The 17,581-nt window shown below is 61.6% G+C and carries 13 protein-coding genes; 3 read left to right on the top strand and 10 right to left on the bottom strand.

The features are described 5' to 3' along the window. Positions 1-19: 19 nt before the first annotated feature. The 4 genes from AC06G5_RS17020 to glgA are packed head-to-tail and all read right to left on the bottom strand — an operon-like array spanning position 20 to position 8,281. Positions 20-2,815 (bottom strand): malto-oligosyltrehalose synthase, encoded by a 2,796-nt coding sequence (locus AC06G5_RS17020; protein ID WP_480457688.1) that lies wholly within the window; start codon positions 2,813-2,815, stop codon positions 20-22. Beyond that, on the bottom strand, positions 2,812-4,890 hold the full coding sequence (gene malQ, locus AC06G5_RS17015; RefSeq protein ID WP_480457686.1) for a 4-alpha-glucanotransferase: 2,079 nt from the start codon (positions 4,888-4,890) through the stop codon (positions 2,812-2,814). The genes AC06G5_RS17020 and malQ overlap by 4 nt, the downstream gene beginning before the upstream one ends. Further along, positions 4,887-6,686, bottom strand: a complete 1,800-nt coding sequence (treZ, locus tag AC06G5_RS17010; RefSeq protein WP_480457684.1) for a malto-oligosyltrehalose trehalohydrolase — start codon at positions 6,684-6,686, stop codon at positions 4,887-4,889. The genes malQ and treZ overlap by 4 nt, the downstream gene beginning before the upstream one ends. Positions 6,687-6,697: 11 nt before the next feature. Then, positions 6,698-8,281 carry a glycogen synthase GlgA gene (glgA, locus tag AC06G5_RS17005; protein WP_413704665.1) on the bottom strand — a complete coding sequence of 528 codons (1,584 nt, stop codon included), beginning with the start codon at positions 8,279-8,281 and terminating at the stop codon, positions 6,698-6,700. Between the two features lie 558 nt (positions 8,282-8,839). Here glgA and AC06G5_RS17000 point away from each other — a divergent pair. Then, the gene (locus AC06G5_RS17000) at positions 8,840-9,652 is read left to right on the top strand and encodes a crotonase/enoyl-CoA hydratase family protein (protein WP_413424051.1); all 813 of its coding nucleotides are present in this window, start codon (positions 8,840-8,842) and stop codon (positions 9,650-9,652) included. Positions 9,653-9,658: 6 nt separating this feature from the next. Further along, positions 9,659-10,489 (top strand): NAD(+) diphosphatase, encoded by an 831-nt coding sequence (gene nudC / locus AC06G5_RS16995; protein ID WP_413424049.1) that lies wholly within the window; start codon positions 9,659-9,661, stop codon positions 10,487-10,489. Here nudC and AC06G5_RS16990 read toward each other — a convergent pair. From AC06G5_RS16990 to AC06G5_RS16980, 3 genes are all read right to left on the bottom strand, one after another. Beyond that, positions 10,457-11,236, bottom strand: a complete 780-nt coding sequence (locus AC06G5_RS16990) for a TSUP family transporter (RefSeq protein ID WP_007974280.1) — start codon at positions 11,234-11,236, stop codon at positions 10,457-10,459. The genes nudC and AC06G5_RS16990 overlap by 33 nt on opposite strands. A 201-nt stretch (positions 11,237-11,437) precedes the next feature. Continuing rightward, complete coding sequence (locus tag AC06G5_RS16985) at positions 11,438-11,914, bottom strand: nuclear transport factor 2 family protein (protein ID WP_413424047.1); 477 nt, start codon at positions 11,912-11,914, stop codon at positions 11,438-11,440. Positions 11,915-11,970: 56 nt separating this feature from the next. Next, positions 11,971-12,534, bottom strand: a complete 564-nt coding sequence (locus AC06G5_RS16980; protein WP_413424044.1) for a TetR/AcrR family transcriptional regulator — start codon at positions 12,532-12,534, stop codon at positions 11,971-11,973. Between the two features lie 218 nt (positions 12,535-12,752). Between AC06G5_RS16980 and pssA the strand changes: the two genes are divergently transcribed. After that, entirely contained in the window at positions 12,753-14,096 is a 1,344-nt protein-coding gene (gene pssA, locus AC06G5_RS16975; protein ID WP_413424042.1) for a CDP-diacylglycerol--serine O-phosphatidyltransferase, read from the top strand. A 102-nt stretch (positions 14,097-14,198) separates the two neighbouring features. Here pssA and efeO (AC06G5_RS16970) read toward each other — a convergent pair whose 3' ends face one another. The 3 genes from efeO (AC06G5_RS16970) to efeO (AC06G5_RS16960) are packed head-to-tail and all read right to left on the bottom strand — an operon-like array spanning position 14,199 to position 17,578. Further along, positions 14,199-15,023: an iron uptake system protein EfeO gene (efeO, locus tag AC06G5_RS16970; RefSeq protein ID WP_413424040.1), complete on the bottom strand. Its 825-nt coding sequence runs from the start codon at positions 15,021-15,023 to the stop codon at positions 14,199-14,201. A 27-nt stretch (positions 15,024-15,050) separates the two neighbouring features. Further along, the gene (gene efeB / locus AC06G5_RS16965) at positions 15,051-16,361 is read right to left on the bottom strand and encodes an iron uptake transporter deferrochelatase/peroxidase subunit (protein WP_480457678.1); all 1,311 of its coding nucleotides are present in this window, start codon (positions 16,359-16,361) and stop codon (positions 15,051-15,053) included. Beyond that, on the bottom strand, positions 16,358-17,578 hold the full coding sequence (gene efeO / locus AC06G5_RS16960) for an iron uptake system protein EfeO (RefSeq protein WP_413704666.1): 1,221 nt from the start codon (positions 17,576-17,578) through the stop codon (positions 16,358-16,360). Before efeO (AC06G5_RS16960) ends, efeB begins: the two co-directional genes overlap by 4 nt. Positions 17,579-17,581 lie beyond the last annotated feature (3 nt).

The raw sequence follows: 17,581 nt of genomic DNA, 5'->3' as shown, positions 1-17,581 counted from the left end.
CAATGCTCCTTAACTGAACTCAAGTGCGGGTAGTTTGAATAATGAGATTGACCGGGAAATCCCCCAGCGCGGCGCTGATCAGCAGCTCCCTGTGTTCTGTGACTGTGATGCCGGAAAAAAGTCCCTTCAGATGTTCGTCAGGGACGGCGAACGGCAATTTGACCCGGGTGTCGCCCCACAGCGGCGCGTGGACCTGTGGTTCGGCACTGTTTTCCAGCAGTTCGGCACAGCGTATCGGCACAATCACGATGGCGCGTTTTCCCTCCCTTTCACGGACAAAGCCCAGTACTCGATGGGCCTCGCTGCCCACTACTTCCAGGGCCTGGTAGGTGCCTCGCCGAAACAGCTCGGCATGCTCGGCCCGCAGGCCCAGGGTGCGCGCAATCAAGGCCTGCTTGATGCGCCCGTCACGCCAGTTCGCCAGCAGATCAGTTGGCTCAATCGATGACTGCATCGCTTGCTGGCGACGGGTGTAATCCACCGGTCGACGGTTGTCCGGATCGACCAGGCTGAAGTCCCAGAAATCGTTGCCCTGATAAAGGTCCGGTACGCCGGGCACTGTCATGCGCAGCAAGGTTTGCGCCAAACCGTTGAGCGCCCCGGGGATGGCAATCGATCGAGCGGCTTTGGCGAGGGCGGCACGCAACAGCTCGCCTTCGGGGTTGAGCAACAAGCGCTGGATGAATCCCTCGGTCGCTTGCTCGTAAGCGTCATTGGGTGCGCTCCAGCTGCTTTGCAGTTTGGCTTCGCGCAGGGCCTTGCGTTGCCACTGCCAGAGGCGTTTTGCGTAGGCCTCGAGCGCCGGCGGATGATCGATATCGAGGTCCAGCGGCCAACTGCCAAGGATCGTTTGATACAGGATCAATTCATCGCCCGCCGACGGCGCCTGGTCGTCATTGCGCAATGGCCGGGCGAGGGTACGCCACAGGCCGATCTGCCCGGCGTACCAGTTGCTGCGTTCGCTCAACACCGCCAGCCGCGCGCGTGAATCTTCGCCACGCTTGTGGTCGTGGGTGGCGCTGGCCAGCAGATTGTCCGGGAAGGTGTCGAGACGCTCGATGCAGGCCTGATGGAAGTCGGCAACCGGCGCACTCAACTGCTCGGTGTTGAACCCCACGTCATTGCGCGAGAGCAGGACTGCCGAACGATAGAACGCAGTGTCTTCCACTGCTTTCGCCGCGGCCGGCGAAGTCAGTTGCTGGAAACGAACGCAGGCGTGCTTGAGGCGCTTGCGCTGACGACCGGCCAGGCGTAGCCGCCAAGGCTCACCGCCGAGCCAGCCGGCCAGGCAGTCGAGCACCGGCCAGTCTGCCTCGCCCAGGGTTTGACGGGCGCCGGCCATGGCCTGCTGAAAAAAAACCTCGTCCAGGGCTGACCGGCCGAGGGGGCCGATGTAGGTGCGGTACACCGGGAAATGCACGATCAGCGCCTGCAAGGCACGGCGAATGGCGCCGAGGGTCAGGTCGCGGGTCATGAGATTGTCCCGGGCCACTTGCAGCAGGGCCTGGGCGACGCTTTCAAAATCCCCGGCCAGGGAACCGCTGAGGATTTGCTGGCGGGCCAGCTGTACTTCCCGAGAGAAATCGGTGGGCCGCTCGCTGTGACGATGCCAGAGTTGGGCCAGTGTCTGCGCGCCCCGTGGATCATGTTGCAGCAGCGACAACTGATTCATGAATTCGTAGCCGGTGGTGCCATCCACTGACCAGTCGCGATGCAGGCTTTCGCCTTCGCCGAGGATCTTTTCGACATGGATGGGCAGGTGACGGCCCGCGGACAGACGGTCGACCCGGCGCCGCAACTTTCGGCAGTAGCCCCGCGGGTCGGCAAGGCCGTCGATGTGGTCGATGCGCAATCCGTCGATCAGCCCCTCAGCCACCAATTGGAAGATCTTCGCATGGGTGGCTTCGAACACGGCTGGACGCTCGACGCGCAGACCACCGAGTTCATTGATATCAAAGAAGCGTCGCCAGTTGATGTCATCGGCCGCAGTGCGCCAGCTGGCAAGGCGATAGCTCTGGCGCTCCAGCAGGCTGTGCAGGCGCTGGAAGCCTTCGCCGGTCACTGAGTCGTAGTACTTGAGGTGTTGCTCGATGGCCTGGGCAATGGCCGGATCGCTGACCAGATCGCGCAGTTCTGCTTTCAGCGGGATGGCCAGGCTGTGGGCGTCGCTCTGATAACTCAAGGTGCTGAAGCGATCGGCCAGGGATTTGAGTTGTTCAGCCTGTTGCGTATCGAGTGGTGCATCGGTCTTGAGCAGTTCGCCGTAATCGCAGGGGCAAACGGGAAAGCGGTGTTCGTAGTGCTCGACATGGAAGGTGCCGTGCCAGGCATCGAATCGCAAGGGCAGGGTGCCGTCCTGCAACGCGACGCCGTAATCGCTGCCCAGAAACGGCAGGAGCAACTGGCCCTCCATCAGCGGATCGGGAGAGTGCCACTGGATATCGAAAAACTCGCCGTAGGGGCTCAGGCGTCCCCACTCCAGCAAATCCAGCCACCAGGGATTATCACTGCCGCCGACCGCCATGTGGTTGGAGACGATGTCGAGGATCAAACCCATGTTCTGCTCGTGCAAGGCACTGACCAGGCAGCGCAGCGCCGCCTCGCCGCCCAGTTCCGGATTGACCCTGGTCGGGTCCACCACGTCATAGCCATGCATTGACCCGGCACGGGCGCGCAACAGCGGGGAGGCGTAGACATGGCTGATGCCGAGGCGGGCGAAATACGGCACCAGTGGCACTGCATCTTCCAAGGTGAAGCCTTTATGAAATTGCAGGCGCAAGGTGGCGCGCAGCGGTCGGGTCGGCACTTGAGTCATCGATCACGCTCGGCCGCCTGAAGTCGCGCACAGGCGAGCAGTTCCAGGCGCCGCGCGGCATCCGCCCCATCGAGCAAGGCTTCGCTGTATCCGGGCAAGCGCCGCGACCAGTTCGGGTGCGTGTCGATGGTGCCCGGCAGGTTGGCCTGTTGTTCGACGCCAAGGGCATCTTCCAGCGGCAGCAGTACCAACGGCGCCCGGGTATGGCCGAGAAAGCGCACGCTGGCATCGAGCACCTGGTCGGTTTCGTGGGACTCTTCGCGGAAGTTCTGCGGGTCCTGGCTCAACGCCCGGCGCAGGCCCTCGCGCTCGCGCTCGCGGTGCTGGCGCCATTCGATTTCACCGCTGGCATCGACCATGCCGAGCCGGGCGTTCCAGTCGATGTCCCGGCCATGCCACCAGCCGTTGAGGGTGGGCAGGTCATGGGTGCTGGTGGTCGCCAGGGCATTGTCCGGCCAGTCGAGGATTGGCTTGAAGTGAGTGTTGTCCTGCTCGAACAGCAATACCCGCATGCCGAGCATCGAGCGGGCGACGAGTTTTTCCCGCAGGCCGTCCGGCACGGTGCCGAGGTCTTCGCCGAGGACGATGGCCTGGTGACGATGGGATTCGAGGGTCAACAGACGCAGCAGGTCGTCCACCGGGTAGTACAGGTAAGCGCCGTCGGCCGGTGGCGAGCCGTTGGGGATCACCCACAAACGCTGCAGCCCCATGACGTGATCGATACGCAAGCCACCGCAATGGGCGAAATTGGCCCGCAGCATTTCGATGAAGGCACGGAAACCATTGCGTACCAGGCCTTCAGGGGAGAACGCGGAAATTCCCCAGCCCTGGCCACTGCGGTTGAGAATGTCCGGTGGCGCACCAACGGTCAGGGCGGCGAGCAGCTCGTCCTGACGGCTCCAGGCCTGGCTGCCGCCACCATCGGCACCGACGGCCAGATCGGCGATCAGGCCGATACTCATGCCACTGGCGCGGGCGGTGGCTTGCGCGCGCTCCAGACAGCGAGCGATCAGCCACTGACAGAAAGCAAAGAAACCGATGCGCACGGCATTGTCTTCGGCAAATGCCGCCACTTCGGTGCTGCGCGGGTTGCGCCAGGGTTCAGGCCACAGCCGCCAGTCGAGGTGTTCACCGCGGGCTGCGCGAGCCTCCTGGATCGCTTCGAAGCGACAGTGGTTCTCCAGCGCTTCGCCGCCAGCGTGACGAAAACTGCTGAAGTCTTCATGCAACGGGTGCTCACCCTGGACGAAGCCTTCATACAGTGCCTGCAGCAATCGATACTTGGCTTCGGCAGCGGTCGGCCAGTCAATCAGCGGACGTTCTTCCAGCGCTTTGAGTTCAATGGCCAGTCCGGTTGCATCAATGGCGGTACGCAGGGCGCGTTCGCCGAGGATGGTGCCGGGGGCGCAGTAAAGGCTGTTGAGAAACAAGCGGCTGGACGGTGAATACGGGCTGTAGCGTTGCGTGTCACTGGAAAACATCGCATGCAACGGGCTGATCGCCAGTGCCTCGGCGCCACGTTCACCGGCGACCCGGGCGAGGTCCTCCAGCGCCTGGGTGTCGCCAAACCCGCCATCGCCGGGGCGGCGCAATCCATACAACTGCACGCTCAGGCCCCAGGCACGCGGGATCGGGTTATCCACGGCATCCGCCACGCTGTAGCAACGGTCCGGAGCCACGGCGAGGGTGAAGGTTTGTCCGTCGATGCTGACCTGTTGATAGCCGACCGGTATCAGCCCTGGCAGCACCGAGTTTGCGTCCAGCTTCAGGTTGAGCCGCGAACCGTCCTCGAGGTGGATTTCGCAAGGGGTTTGAGGCTCGAAGTAGCGCGCCAGGTCCAGGCCGCCCCCCTCATCGGCGGTCATCAATGGCGGCAAGCGGTGTGTTTGTTGTACCGCCTGTAACTCCAGCAGGCTGGCGTCGATTTCCTGGGCACTGCCAGCCGGGTGGCCCAGGCCGGTCAGCACGTTGCGCAACACTGAAGGCGCGACTTTTTGCGGGCGGCCATTGGCGTCGATCCAGTCGACCGCGAGGCCGGCACGGCTGGCCAGAATTTCCAGTTGCGCATCACTCATGGACGCTCTCCATACGGGGTAGCAAAGGGGACTGCTGTGGCGGCAAGGCTGACGAGCGCGCAATACGGAGCAAGGGTGCCGTGGTCCAGCAGGCCGGCGCTCTCTGGCGGGTATTCGAACAACCACATGGCACCGCTGTGTGTGGTGTGGCCTACGGGTTTGTCGCTGAGGTTCAGGTCTATGCGCAGTTGGCTGCCATCGCCCAAACGCCAGGATGCACTCACCGCACCATCGCCCAGCACGTCGGTGCCCAGGGCCTGGGCGCCCGGCAGGCGCGGGATGATGAGTCGATGGCGGATCTGCAGCAGTCGGCAATACAGGTCGTGCATCTCTGAATGACCGGTCGATGGCAGGACCGGGCGGGATGCTGCAAACGTCTGCGGATCATTCGGGTCCGGAATGTGTTCGCGTTGACGAGGGTCGGCAAACGCGCTGAACGCGGCGAACTCGTTACGTCGGCCCTCGCGGACCTGCTTTGCCAATTCGCCATGATGGCTGGTGAAAAACAGGAAGGGTTGTTCGACGGCGAACTCGTCACCCATGAACAGCAGCGGAATCATCGGCGACAACAGCAGCAACACCGTCGCCGCCCGCAGCGCTTGCGGATGGGCGAGTTGATGCAGGCGCTCGCCGAAGGCCCGATTGCCGATCTGGTCATGGTTCTGCAGGAACAGGATGAACGCACCGGGCGGCAAATGCCCGCTGGGTTCACCGCGTGCAACACCATGGCGGTTGAGATCGCCCTGGAACACGAAGCCTTCGCTCAGGCAGCGCGCCAGTTGTACGGTGGGGTTTTGTGCGTAGTCGGCGTAAAAGGCGTCGGTTTCGCCGGTCAACAACACATGCAGGGCGTTGTGGCCGTCGTCATTCCATTGTGCGTCGTAACCGTATTCCAGCAGGCTGGCCTGGTTGTGTTCGTTCTCGACCATCAGCCAGACATGCCGCGCCGCCCCCGTCTGCTGGCGCACCCGTTGCGCCAGTTCCTCAAGGAAATCCGGGTCTTCGATGGCGTGTACCGCGTCCAGGCGCAAACCGTCGAAACGGTATTCCAGGAGCCACATCAAGGCGTTTTCGATGAAGAAGTCCCGTACTTCGCGACGGCGCAAGTCGATGGCTGCGCCCCACGGCGTGTGTTTGTCTTCGCGAAAAAACCCCTTGGCATAACGATGCAGGTAATTGCCGTCCGGGCCGAAGTGGTTGTAGACCACGTCGAGGATCACCGCCAGGCCGTGGCCATGGGCGGTGTCGATCAAGTGCTTGAGCTGCTCGGGTGAGCCGTATGAAGCCTGGGGCGCGTAGGGCAGGACGCCGTCATAACCCCAATTGCGCTCACCGGGAAACTGCGCGATAGGCATCAGTTCGATCGCGGTGACGCCCAGTTCCACCAGGCGTGCCAGATGCTGCTCGACGGCACTGAAGCCGCCGAGCGCACCGACATGCAATTCGTAGATCACCGCTTCGTTCCACGGTCGTCCCAGCCAGGTACTGTGTTGCCACGCATAGGCCAGCGGATCGACCACCACGCTGTATCGGTCAATATCGCCGGCCTGGGCGCGTGAGGCCGGGTCGGGCACCTCCAGCTCGCCATCGATGCTGTAGCGGTAACGCGTGCCCGCCGGGCATCGGGTGTTGCTCACGAACCAGCCGTCGGCCTGGGGCAGTAACGGCAAGGACTGTCCATTTTCCAGTTCGACACTGACGTAAAACGCATCTGGCGCCCACAACGCGAATCGCGTGTGCTCTGCGTCCAGCATGATTGCGCCGTGGGGCCAGGTCTCAAGGGTCCGTAACGGCATCTTGCAAGCCTCTACTGTTTGTTCGATTTCCCCAACGCTTTCGCCACAAGCTGCTCGTAGAGCTCGGCGTAGGGTTCGACCGCCTTGCACCAGTTGAACGGTGCAGCCATGGCCCGGCAGCGCATGGCGTGCAGCAGGTCGGGGAAGGCAAACACCTTGAACGCGCGGCTCAGGGCTTCCTGGTAGCTCTGCACCGTGGATTCATCGAACAGGAACCCGGTCACGCCGTTTTCGATGGTGTCGGCCAGGCCGCCGGTATTGCGTGCCACCGGCAACGAGCCGAAGCGCTGGGCGTACATCTGGCTCAAGCCGCATGGCTCGTAACGCGAAGGCATCAGCAGGAAGTCGCTGCCGGCGAACATGCGCCGGGCATCGGTTTCGTTAAAGCCAATGCGCACGCCGATCTGCCCGGGGAAGCGCAGGGCCAGTTCGCGCATCGACTGTTCTTCTTCCGGCTCGCCACGGCCGATGATCGCGATCTGGCCACCGGATTTGACGATGTATTCGGAGACCGCTTCGGTCAGGTCCAGGCCTTTCTGGTAGACCAGGCGTGAAACCACTGCAAACAGCGGCCCTTCGGAGTCTTGCAGGCCGAACAGCTCGCGGACATGGGCGGCGTTCACCGCCTTGCCATCCCAGTCGCCGATGCTGAACGGGCAGAACAGGTGCGGATCAGTCGCCGCATCCCAGCTTTCATCAATGCCGTTGGGTATCCCGCTGAGCAGGCCTTGCTGGGTCTTGGCGGCGAGGAAACCGTCGAGACCGCAGCCGAAATCCGGGGTGGTGATTTCCTGGGCGTAGGTCGCACTGACGGTGGTGATGTGGCTCGAATAGGCCATGCCGGCCTTGAGGAACGACATCTTGCCGTAGAACTCCATGCCTTCCTGTTGCAGCGCGTGATGGGGAATACCCAGTTCGGGGCACGAGCCCAGGCTGGTCACGCCTTGATACGCCAGGTTGTGAATGGTGAACAGCGTCGGCGTACGCTGCCCACGCCAGTGCATGTAGGCCGGGGCCAGGCCCGCGGGCCAGTCGTGGGCGTGCACCAGGTCCGGGCACCAGTGGATTTGTGCGAGGTTGGCGGCAATGTCGGCGGCCGCCAGGCCCAGGCGGGCGAAACGGATATGGTTGTCCGGCCAGTCGCGGCCGTTGTTGGCGCCGTAGGGCGAACCTTCGCGCTCGTAGAGTTCGGGGCAGATCAACACGTAAATGACCAGACCATCGGGCATGTCCATGCGCCCGATCTTGCACGGTGGCAGCGCAGCATGCCCGCCAAGCTCACCGATGATATGAATGGGGTTCTCGCTGTGCAGCACCTGCGGGTAACCCGGGATCAACACCCGCACATCGTGCAGGTGGGCCATGGCCCGTGGCAGCGCCGCAGATACGTCGCCCAGGCCACCGGTTTTCACCAGGTCGGCAATTTCCGAGGTGACAAACAACACTTTTTTACGGTTCGGATTCTGGTTGGCCGCCGGGGTCAGCATCCTGGTGCCAGGAACGCTGACGGGTTGGGTGTTTGCGGCAGTTACGGCGCTCGAATCGCCGACCTGATGAGCACGCTCTCCCTGTATTTCCAAAGCCGTACTGATCATATGAATCTCCCGTGTTGTTGATCTAATTCTTAGGTCTGGCAAACGGTGTTTCATGGCCAATTCCGCTGGCCGGGCGCAATTGCGCTACGCATCAGTGAGCAAGCGCTGCCCGATGCGTCGAAGCAAAAGGGGTGAATGAGCCGTTGCAAGGATTGCACCAGTCGCAACGCACCTTCTTGTCAGAGGACCGATCGGGATTGGAAAAAGTTTCGACTTTTTTTCCACTTTGTGACCGACCGGTTTCGTCTCAAGAAAATGAGTCTAGGCCAGAACTTAGAGCGGTAAAGGGCAGATGGCAAAATTGTTCGACAATCGGTTTGTAGCGGTACGGACGTGCCTGATCGAGGTGCAGGTGCCCCGACGAAGTGCATGTTTTTTTGCGTTTTGGCTGCAAAAAGTCACCGGGCAGTCACATAAATGTGCGAGGTGATCGGGCGGCTGCGCACTGTTTTGGTGCGTGCGGTGAGTCCCGCATTTGGCTGAACCGCTGCCTTACTGCCGGTCGCGATGCCTTGTTATAGTTCGGGCCTCATTTTTGCCCGCAAAAGGATCACTGGCATGTCTCGGTACACTGCGTTCAACGTCGAACTGGTCGATAAAATCGCCCATGTGCAGATCAACCGCCCGGAGAAGATCAACTCGATGAACGCTGCGTTCTGGAGCGAGATCGTCGAGATTTTCCAGTGGATCGACGAAACCGATGAAGTGCGCGTGGTGGTCCTCAGCGGGGCAGGCAAGCATTTCTCCTCGGGTATCGACCTGATGATGCTGGCCGGCGTGGCCAATGAACTGGGCAAGGACGTCGGGCGCAATGCGCGCCTGTTGCGACGCAAGATTCTCACCCTGCAAGCGTCGTTCAATGCGGTCGATAACTGCCGCAAACCGGTGCTCGCGGCCATACAGGGTTACTGCCTGGGTGGCGCCATCGACCTGATTGCCGCGTGCGACATGCGTTATGCCGCCACAGACGCACAGTTTTCAATCAAGGAAATCGACATCGGCATGGCCGCCGACGTCGGCACATTGCAACGCTTGCCGCGAATCATCGGTGACGGCATGCTGCGTGAACTGGCTTACACTGGTCGCACCTTTGGTGCCGATGAAGCACGGGACATGGGCCTGGTCAATCGCGTCTACAGCGACAACGCCAGCCTGCTTGACGGCGTCATGGGCATCGCCCGCGAAATCGCCGGAAAGTCGCCGATCGCCGTCACCGGTACCAAAGAGATGATCAGTTACATGCGTGACCATCGCATCGATGACGGCCTCGAATACATCGCTACCTGGAACGCCGCCATGCTGCAATCCACCGATCTGCGCGTGGCCATGGCCGCCCATATGAGCAAACAGAAACCCGAATTTCTGGATTGATTAACCATGATTCCTCGCTGGACCACGGCAGTACTGGACACCGATCAACCTGGCGGCTGGGCCGTTGCGCGCAGCCCCGAAGGCTTTCTGTTCGATGACAACGGCGCGTTGTTTCCCCGCGAATGGCTCAAGCGTCAGGATCTGTCGATTCTTGCCGAGCATGGCATCGGTCATCTCGATGGCGAGCCTGTCTATCTGCTGGAGCTGCGCAGTCACAGCGAGGTGCCGGGTTGCAACTGGAAAGGCCTGCGGGCGTTCATGCTGGAAGGCGATCACACGGTCTACAAGGTGCTCGGTTACGCCGCACAGATCGGCACTTGGGCCCGCGAGCACCGTTTTTGCGGCAATTGCGGGCAGGCGACCCATCAGGTGGTGCGTGAACGGGCGATGTACTGCGAGCCGTGTGACTTGCGCTATTACCCGCGCATTTCACCGAGCATGATCGTGCTGGTGACCCGCGGCGACGAGATTCTGCTGGGACGTTCGCCGCGTTTTGTGCCGGGTGTCTACAGCACCCTGGCCGGGTTTGCCGAGCCGGGCGAATCGGCCGAGGACTGCCTGATTCGCGAGGTTCGCGAAGAGGTGAGCATCGAGGTCAGGAACATCCAGTACATGGGCAGCCAGTGCTGGCCGTTCCCGCACTCGATGATGCTCGGCTTTCATGCCGAATACGCCGGTGGCGAGATCGTCTGTCAGGAAGACGAGATCGAGGATGCCCAGTGGTTCAACGTGCACGAGCTGCCGCCGTTGCCGGCGTCACGCTCGATTGCCCGTTACCTGATCGACCTCTATGTGGCGCGGCGTTTAGGCCACGCTGAACCAGTGCTGCCAGGCTAGACGCACGGTCAGGCCCAGCACCACGGTGATGAACACCGGGCGAATGAATTTCGCGCCGCCGCTGATGGCGGTGCGGGCGCCGAAGAACGCGCCGACCATCAGCGACGAGCCCATGCACAGGCCGATGATCCAGTCCACCTGACCGGAAAAGATGAAGATCGACAGCGCCGCCGCGTTGCTGACGAAATTCATGCTGCGCGCCACTCCGCTGGCCTTCACCAGGTCGATGGGGTACAGCAGCAGGCTGCTCACGGTCCAGAACGCGCCCGTGCCGGGACCGGCCACGCCGTCATAGAAGCCGAGGCTGAAGCCTTGGGTCGATTGCCACGTTTTCTTGATCGGTGCGTCGCTGTCCGTTGGCGCTTTCGGCGTGCCGCCAAACAATAGATAGACCCCGCAAGCGAAGACGATCACTGGCAGCATCTTGTTCAACCATTCTGCCGGCAGATAATGCGCGACCACGGCACCGGTCAGTGCGCCGACCAGGGTACCGACGATGGCGTGCACCCATTGCGCGGGGTGGAACAGCTTGCGGCGGTAGAAGGTGAAACTGGCAATCGCTGAACCGAAGGTCGAACTGAGTTTGTTGGTGCCCAGCACCAGATGCGGCGGCAGGCCGGCAGTCAACAGGGCCGGGGTGGTCAACAGACCACCGCCACCGGCGATGGCGTCGATGAAACCGGCAACAAAAGCGACAAGGGCCAGGATGGCCAGGGTGGAGAGGTCAACGCTGAGTTCGAAAGGCATGGGATCGGCTTATTCGGCGGGTGCAGAAAGAGGCTGCAGGGAAGGGCAGCATCTTAACCACCTGCACAACACAAAACCATTGTGGGAGCGGGCTTGCTCGCGAAGAGGAAGTCAGATCCAGCATAAATGTTGGCTGACACACCGCTTTCGCGAGCAAGTCGGATCGCCGCACCGCCGCTCCCACAATTGATATCGGTGAATCTACAGGCCCAGGTCCGACAGGCTCGGGTGATCGTCAGGACGGCGCCCCAGCGGCCAGTGGAACTTGCGCTCGCTTTCCTTGATCGGCATGTCGTTGATGCAGGCGAAGCGGCGGGCCATCAGGCCGTCCTCGTTGAACTCCCAGTTTTCGTTGCCGTAGGAACGGAACCAGTTGCCCGAGTCGTCGTGCCATTCATAGGCATAACGCACGGCGATGCGGTTGCCGGTAAAGGCCCAGAGTTCCTTGATCAGTCGATAATCCAGTTCCTTGGCCCATTTGCGGGTCAGGAAGCCCTTGGCTTCTTCGCGGTTGTAGGCGAACTCGGCACGATTGCGCCATTGGGTGTCCAGGGTGTAGGCCAGGGACACGCGCTCCGGGTCGCGGGAGTTCCAGCCGTCTTCAGCCAGGCGAACTTTTTCAATGGCCGATTCACGGGTGAAAGGGGGTAATGGCGGACGAACTTCGGCATTAGACATTTCAAGTCTCCGTATCAAGTTAAAGTTCAAACACAATGTCGAGCTTGATTAAGTTGCTACAGGCCCAATAACTTTCGCGCCATGCATTGCGCATTATCGGCGGCACTGTGATCACCCATTACAAGCGCCACGGTAATGGCACCGTCGATCAGGATCAGCAGCTGTCTGGCCAGCATCTGCGGATCCTCGGCACCATATTCGGTACACAGCTCGCACACGTAGTCGAGCAGCTTCTGTTTATGTTCTTTGGCGACCAGGCGCACCGGGTCTTGCGGGTCGCCGGTTTCGCCGCTGGTGTTGATGAAGGCGCAGCCGCGGAAGCCTTCGCAGGCGAACCACGACTTGAGTACGGTAAACAGGTTGAGCAGTCGCTCGGCCGGGGTTTCGGCCTGGCCGACTTCCTCGCGGTACCAGTGCATCCAGCGCTGGTCGCGGCGTTGCAGGGCGGCCACAACCAGTTCGTCCTTGTTGGCGAAGTAGCGATAAATGCTTTTTCTGGAGACGCCGGCGGTTTTCACCAGAAGATCCATGCCAGTGGCGGCTATGCCACTTTTGTAGATCAACTTTTCGGTGACATCCAGAATGATGTCGCGTGTGTCAGTGCTAGTGATTTCGTTCATGTGGCTAACAGTAGAACGATCGTTCTCCTTGGTCAATTAATATTTTTGCAGTGCCTGATAAATGGCCTTCGCTGGCAAGCCAGCTCCTACAGGGGGAATGCGGTCAATCCGTAGGAGCTGGCTTGCCAGCGATGGCGTCATTACAGACAGTAACAAGACCCGAACCCATCGATGGTGTAAGCTCTCGGGTTCTTCGGATTCGACCCTTTGCGAGCCCTATGCCGTTGCTTTTCAAACGCTCCCTGCTGCCCAAACTGCGCAGTTTCCCGCTGACGGCCGATGCCGTCGGCATCCTCAGTGGCGCTGCCGAATTCCGTCGTTGCCTGCTGGAGAAAATCGCCAGCGCGACCCGGCGCATTTACATCGTTGCGCTGTACCTGCAACAGGATGAAGCCGGCCAGGAAATCCTCGATGCCTTGCACGCGGCCAAACTGGCGCGTCCGGAACTGGACGTGGTGGTGGTCGTCGACTGGCTGCGCGCCCAGCGCGGCCTGATCGGTGCCGGCAAGCAACCGGGCAACTCCGCCTGGTATCAGGAAATGACCCGCACCCGTGAAAGTGTCGTGCCGATCTACGGCGTCCCGGTACAAACCCGCGAACTGTTTGGTGTGCTGCACCTCAAAGGCTTCGTGATCGATGACTGTGTGATCTACAGCGGCGCGAGCCTGAACAACGTCTATCTGCACAAGTTCGACAAGTACCGCTACGACCGCTATCACCTGCTGCACAATCGCGACCTGGCCGATTCGATGCAGCACCTGGTGCAGCACGGCCTTGTGGCCTCAAAAGCGGTGCACCGCCTCGACCTGCCGAACCTGCCGACCACCCGCAGCCTGCGCAATGACATCGGTGACCTGCGCAGCCGTCTCAAGCACGCGGCGTACGACACCACGCGGGGCACCACCGACAGGGCAGGCTTGTCAGTCAGCCCGTTGCTCGGCGTCGGCAAGAACAATCCGCTGAACCGGGTGATCTGTGAGCTGATCGCCAGCGCCCGGCAGCAACTGACCATTTGTACTCCGTACTTCAACCTGCCGCTGGCGATCATCCGCGAGATCAACCGTGCGCTGGCCCGTGGGGTGAAGATCGACATTGTGGTCGGCGACAAGACTGCCAACGACTTCTACATTCCGCCGAGCGAACCGTTCCGGGTCATTTCGGCGTTGCCGTACCTGTACGAAATCAGCTTGCGCCGGTTTGCCAAGCGCCATCAGCGCAACATCGACAGCGGTCAGTTGAACCTGCACCTGTGGCGTGATGGCGACAACTCCTATCACCTCAAGGGCATGTGGATCGATCAGCGCTATACCTTGCTGACTGGCAACAACCTCAACCCGCGGGCGTTTCGACTCGACCTGGAAAACGCCTTGTTGATCGATGATCCCCATGGCGAACTGCTGGAGCCGCGTCGCAACGAGCTGACAGAGATCTTCCAGCACACCCGTCGAATCGAGCATTTCCAGAACCTGGAAACCCTCGCCGAGTACCCGATGGGCGTTGCCAAGTTCCTCAAGCGCGTGAGTCGCGTGCGGATCGAGCGCTTGCTTTACCGTATCCTCTGAGGCCTGAAAAAGCTTCGCTGGCAAGCCAGCTCCTACAGGTCAATCGCATTTTTCCTGTAGGAGCTGGCTTGCCAGCGAAGGGGCCCGCTCAGACGCTGAAAACTAGTTCAAACCCAGTTTCCCACGCAGCGTCGACAGATCTTCAGCCAGGGTGTTGACCGGGCCCACGAGCGCCTTGCGGTCGGCGTCCTTCACTTTGTCGTAGGTCTCGAAACCACCGTCACCGGTCTTGTACTTGGCCAGGATCTTGTCCACGGTGGCGAAGTTCTTGTCGACCTTGGCCACGAACGCTGCATCCTGTTTTTCGATCTGCGGACGGAACAGGTCGACGATTTTCTTCGCGCCGTCGATGTTGCCCTGGAAGTCATACAGGTCAGTGTGGCTGTAGCGATCTTCTTCACCGGAGATCTTGGTTGCCGCGACTTCTTCGAGCAGCGCAGCAGCACCGCCCACGACTTTCTCGGGCGGGAAGGTCAGGCCGGCCACGCGGGTCTGCAGGTCTTTCACGTCTTTGTTCAAGCCGTCAGCCAGTTCGCCCAGGTCATTGCTGCTCTTTTCCGAGAACAGCGAGTATTCGAGGCGGTGGAAGCCGGTGAAGTCTTCGGCCTTCACGCCTTTTTCGTGATCGTCGACGCGGGAGTCGATGGACGCATCCAGATCACTGAACAGCTCGGCAATCGGCTCGATCGACTCGTAGTAGACGCGAGTCGGCGCGTAGAGTTTTTTCGCGGTGGCCAGGTCGCCTTTTTTCACGGCGTCAGTGAATTGTTGGGTGTGGCTGGCCAGTTCATCCAGTTGCCCGGTCACGTAGATCTTGTAGTCCGAGACCGGCCCCACCAGGTCCATCGGCGCTGTCGCTGCGAATGCCGAAAGCGAAGTGTTGAGCAAACCAAGGGTCAGCATTAACGCGAGGGGTGACTTCTTCATGGGGCTGTTCCGTGAGGGTTGTTGTGGTCAGGCGGTAGTTTTTGATGGATGAGCGGGTTGTGTCGCATCAAGCAGCGAGCGACCGATGAAATCCTGGTCGCCGATGACACCGGGCAAGGTGAAGAAATAGCCGCCGCCGACCGGCTTGAGATATTCCTCCAGTGGTTCGCCGTTGAGCCGGGTTTGCACGGTGATGAAGCCTTTTTCCAGGTCGGCCTGGTAGCAGATGAACAGCAGGCCCATGTCGAGTTGGCCGTTCTTGTTCACGCCGTTGGAGTAGTTGAACGGCCGGCGCAGGATCAGGTTGGCCCGGGTCGCGGCAGTGCGCGGGTTGGCCAGGCGAATGTGCGCGTCGAGCCGGGTCAGCTTGCCTTGCGGATCCTTGTTGTAGTCCGGCACCTCGGATTCGTGGGCACCGCCCATGGGTGCACCGGTGCTTTTGACCCGGCCGAGAATGCTTTCCTGTTCCTGCAACGGCGTGCGGTCCCAGCGTTCGACAAAGTTGCGGATGATGCGCACGGCCTGGTAGCTGCCGTTGGCTGCCCACGCTGGCTCATCGCTGCCGGGCTGCACCCAGACGATGCTGTCCATGGCCTTGGCGTCGTTGGAATCGGGGTTGGCCGAACCGTCGCGGAAACCGAGGAAATTGCGCGCGCTCTGTGCTGGCGCACCAGGTTTCGCCGGGGCCTGGGGCGGCACGCTGCCTTCCTGTTTCCAGCGTACCAGCAGCAAGTCCGGCAGGTTTTTCACGATGTCACGCAGCGCATGGATGTTGGTGTCGGTGGTGTTGGCGCAGAACTGGATACTCAAGTCACCATGGCAGCAATCAGGTTCCAGCGCGTCGTTGGGGAAGCCGACCATGCGTGTCAGCCGCTTGGGCTTGGCGTCGGCCAGGTCGAAGCGCTCATCGAACAGCGATTCGCCCACCGACACCGTAACGGTCAGGTTATCCGGGGTCACGACCGGCCCGAGGATGCCCGAGTCCAGAGGTGGCAGCTTCGGATCGACCTGGGTCACCGGGCCGCCCGTCATCAGGAACGCAATGCGCTGGTTCAGGGTGCGAAATAGCCGCTCAAGGTCTTCACGGTCGCTGGCCAACACATCGAAGGACACCAGCATGCCGGCCGCCGGGCGCGGCGTGACAATGCCGGTCTGGTGCTGGCCATGGAACTCGTGGCGGTCAGCGGTTTTGTCGCTGCTCGGCGCTTGCGTGACTTGCGCGGGGCTGGCGGCCATGGCCGGGCAACTGAGGGCCGAGCCGGCAAGGGCGACACCGGCGGCGCCCATGCCCATCAGTACACGGCGGCGCTGGAGGTTGAATTGCTCTGGATCGTTCATCGGTTTGCGTCTTCTGCTAACAGGCCGGAAAGGCCAAGGGCGGGATCGATTTCATTGAGTGCGGTGGCCAGTGCCCTGGCCTTGTCGGCGATCTGTTTGCGCTGCTCGGCGCTGACGCTGTCGTAACTGGCGTAACCGTCGCCCACCTTGAAACCATTGAGTTCGGCGTCGAAGGCGATGAGGGCGCTGTCGATTGTCGGCAGCAACCCGGCCGCGGATTTGCTCAGCAACGGACGCAACAGGTCGACGACTTTGCGCGTGGCGTCGAGGTTGGCGGCGAAGCCGTTCAGGTCGCCATGGCTGTAGCGTTCCTCTTCGCCGCTGCTGGCGCGTACATCGGCGATGCCGTTGAGATTGCGCACCATGATGCTCACCAGTTGCTCCGGCGGCAGTGACTGGGCCAGCAACTGTTGTTTGAGGGTGGTGACGTCCGTCAGTAGTCGCTGGGCAATCGGCGTCAGGTCCGCGAGGGTGCGTTGTTGGAACAGTGCGTATTCGATGCGGTGGAAACCCGTGAAGCCCGGGTCCTGCTCGCGTTTTTCGAAATAGTCGGCGCGGGCATTGATGGCGTTGTCCAGTTCCGCCAGGCGTTGAGCGGCAGGCGCGACACGCTGATACGCCGCGCGCGCCGGCCCATACAAGGCTTGCGCCTGGCTCAGGTCACCGGACTCGATGGCTTGCTGGAGGGCGGTGACGGCTTTGATCAGCGCGGTGCCCTGGCTGTTCAGGTACACGCGGTATTCCGAAAGCGGCCCGACAAAGGCGACCATCGACGGCCTGGCTTTGGCGGCCGCGTCGGAGGCCACTGTCGGCGTGACATGCAAGGTGCCACGCGGGTTGCTCAGCAGTCCGCAAGTGATGCTGTAGTCGCCGGGCAGCAGGTTGGCGTTGATGACCTGGCTCAAACCGGGTGCGATGTTTTCCCGTTCTTCGAGCACCAGCACGCCGTCGAGGATTTCCCATTCCACGGCGCGGTCGGAGCGGTTGACGATACGGAAGCTGGCGCGCCCGGCCGGGACGGTGAGGGCATTGGGTTCGCAGCTGTGCGGGTGGATGGTCACCACCACTTCATCGTGGTTTGCCTGACGCTTGGTCGCCGCCAGCTGCGCGGCGTAGTAGAACAGGCCGCCGGCGGCGATCATGACGATCACCGAGCCGGCCACCGCCCAGCGCAAGGCGCGGGGTGGGGAAGCCTGGGGTGGGGCTTGATTTGGCATGGG

The organism is Pseudomonas sp. WT-JTC, assembly GCF_056711565.1.
This window is presented reverse-complemented; position numbering and strand designations above follow the sequence as displayed.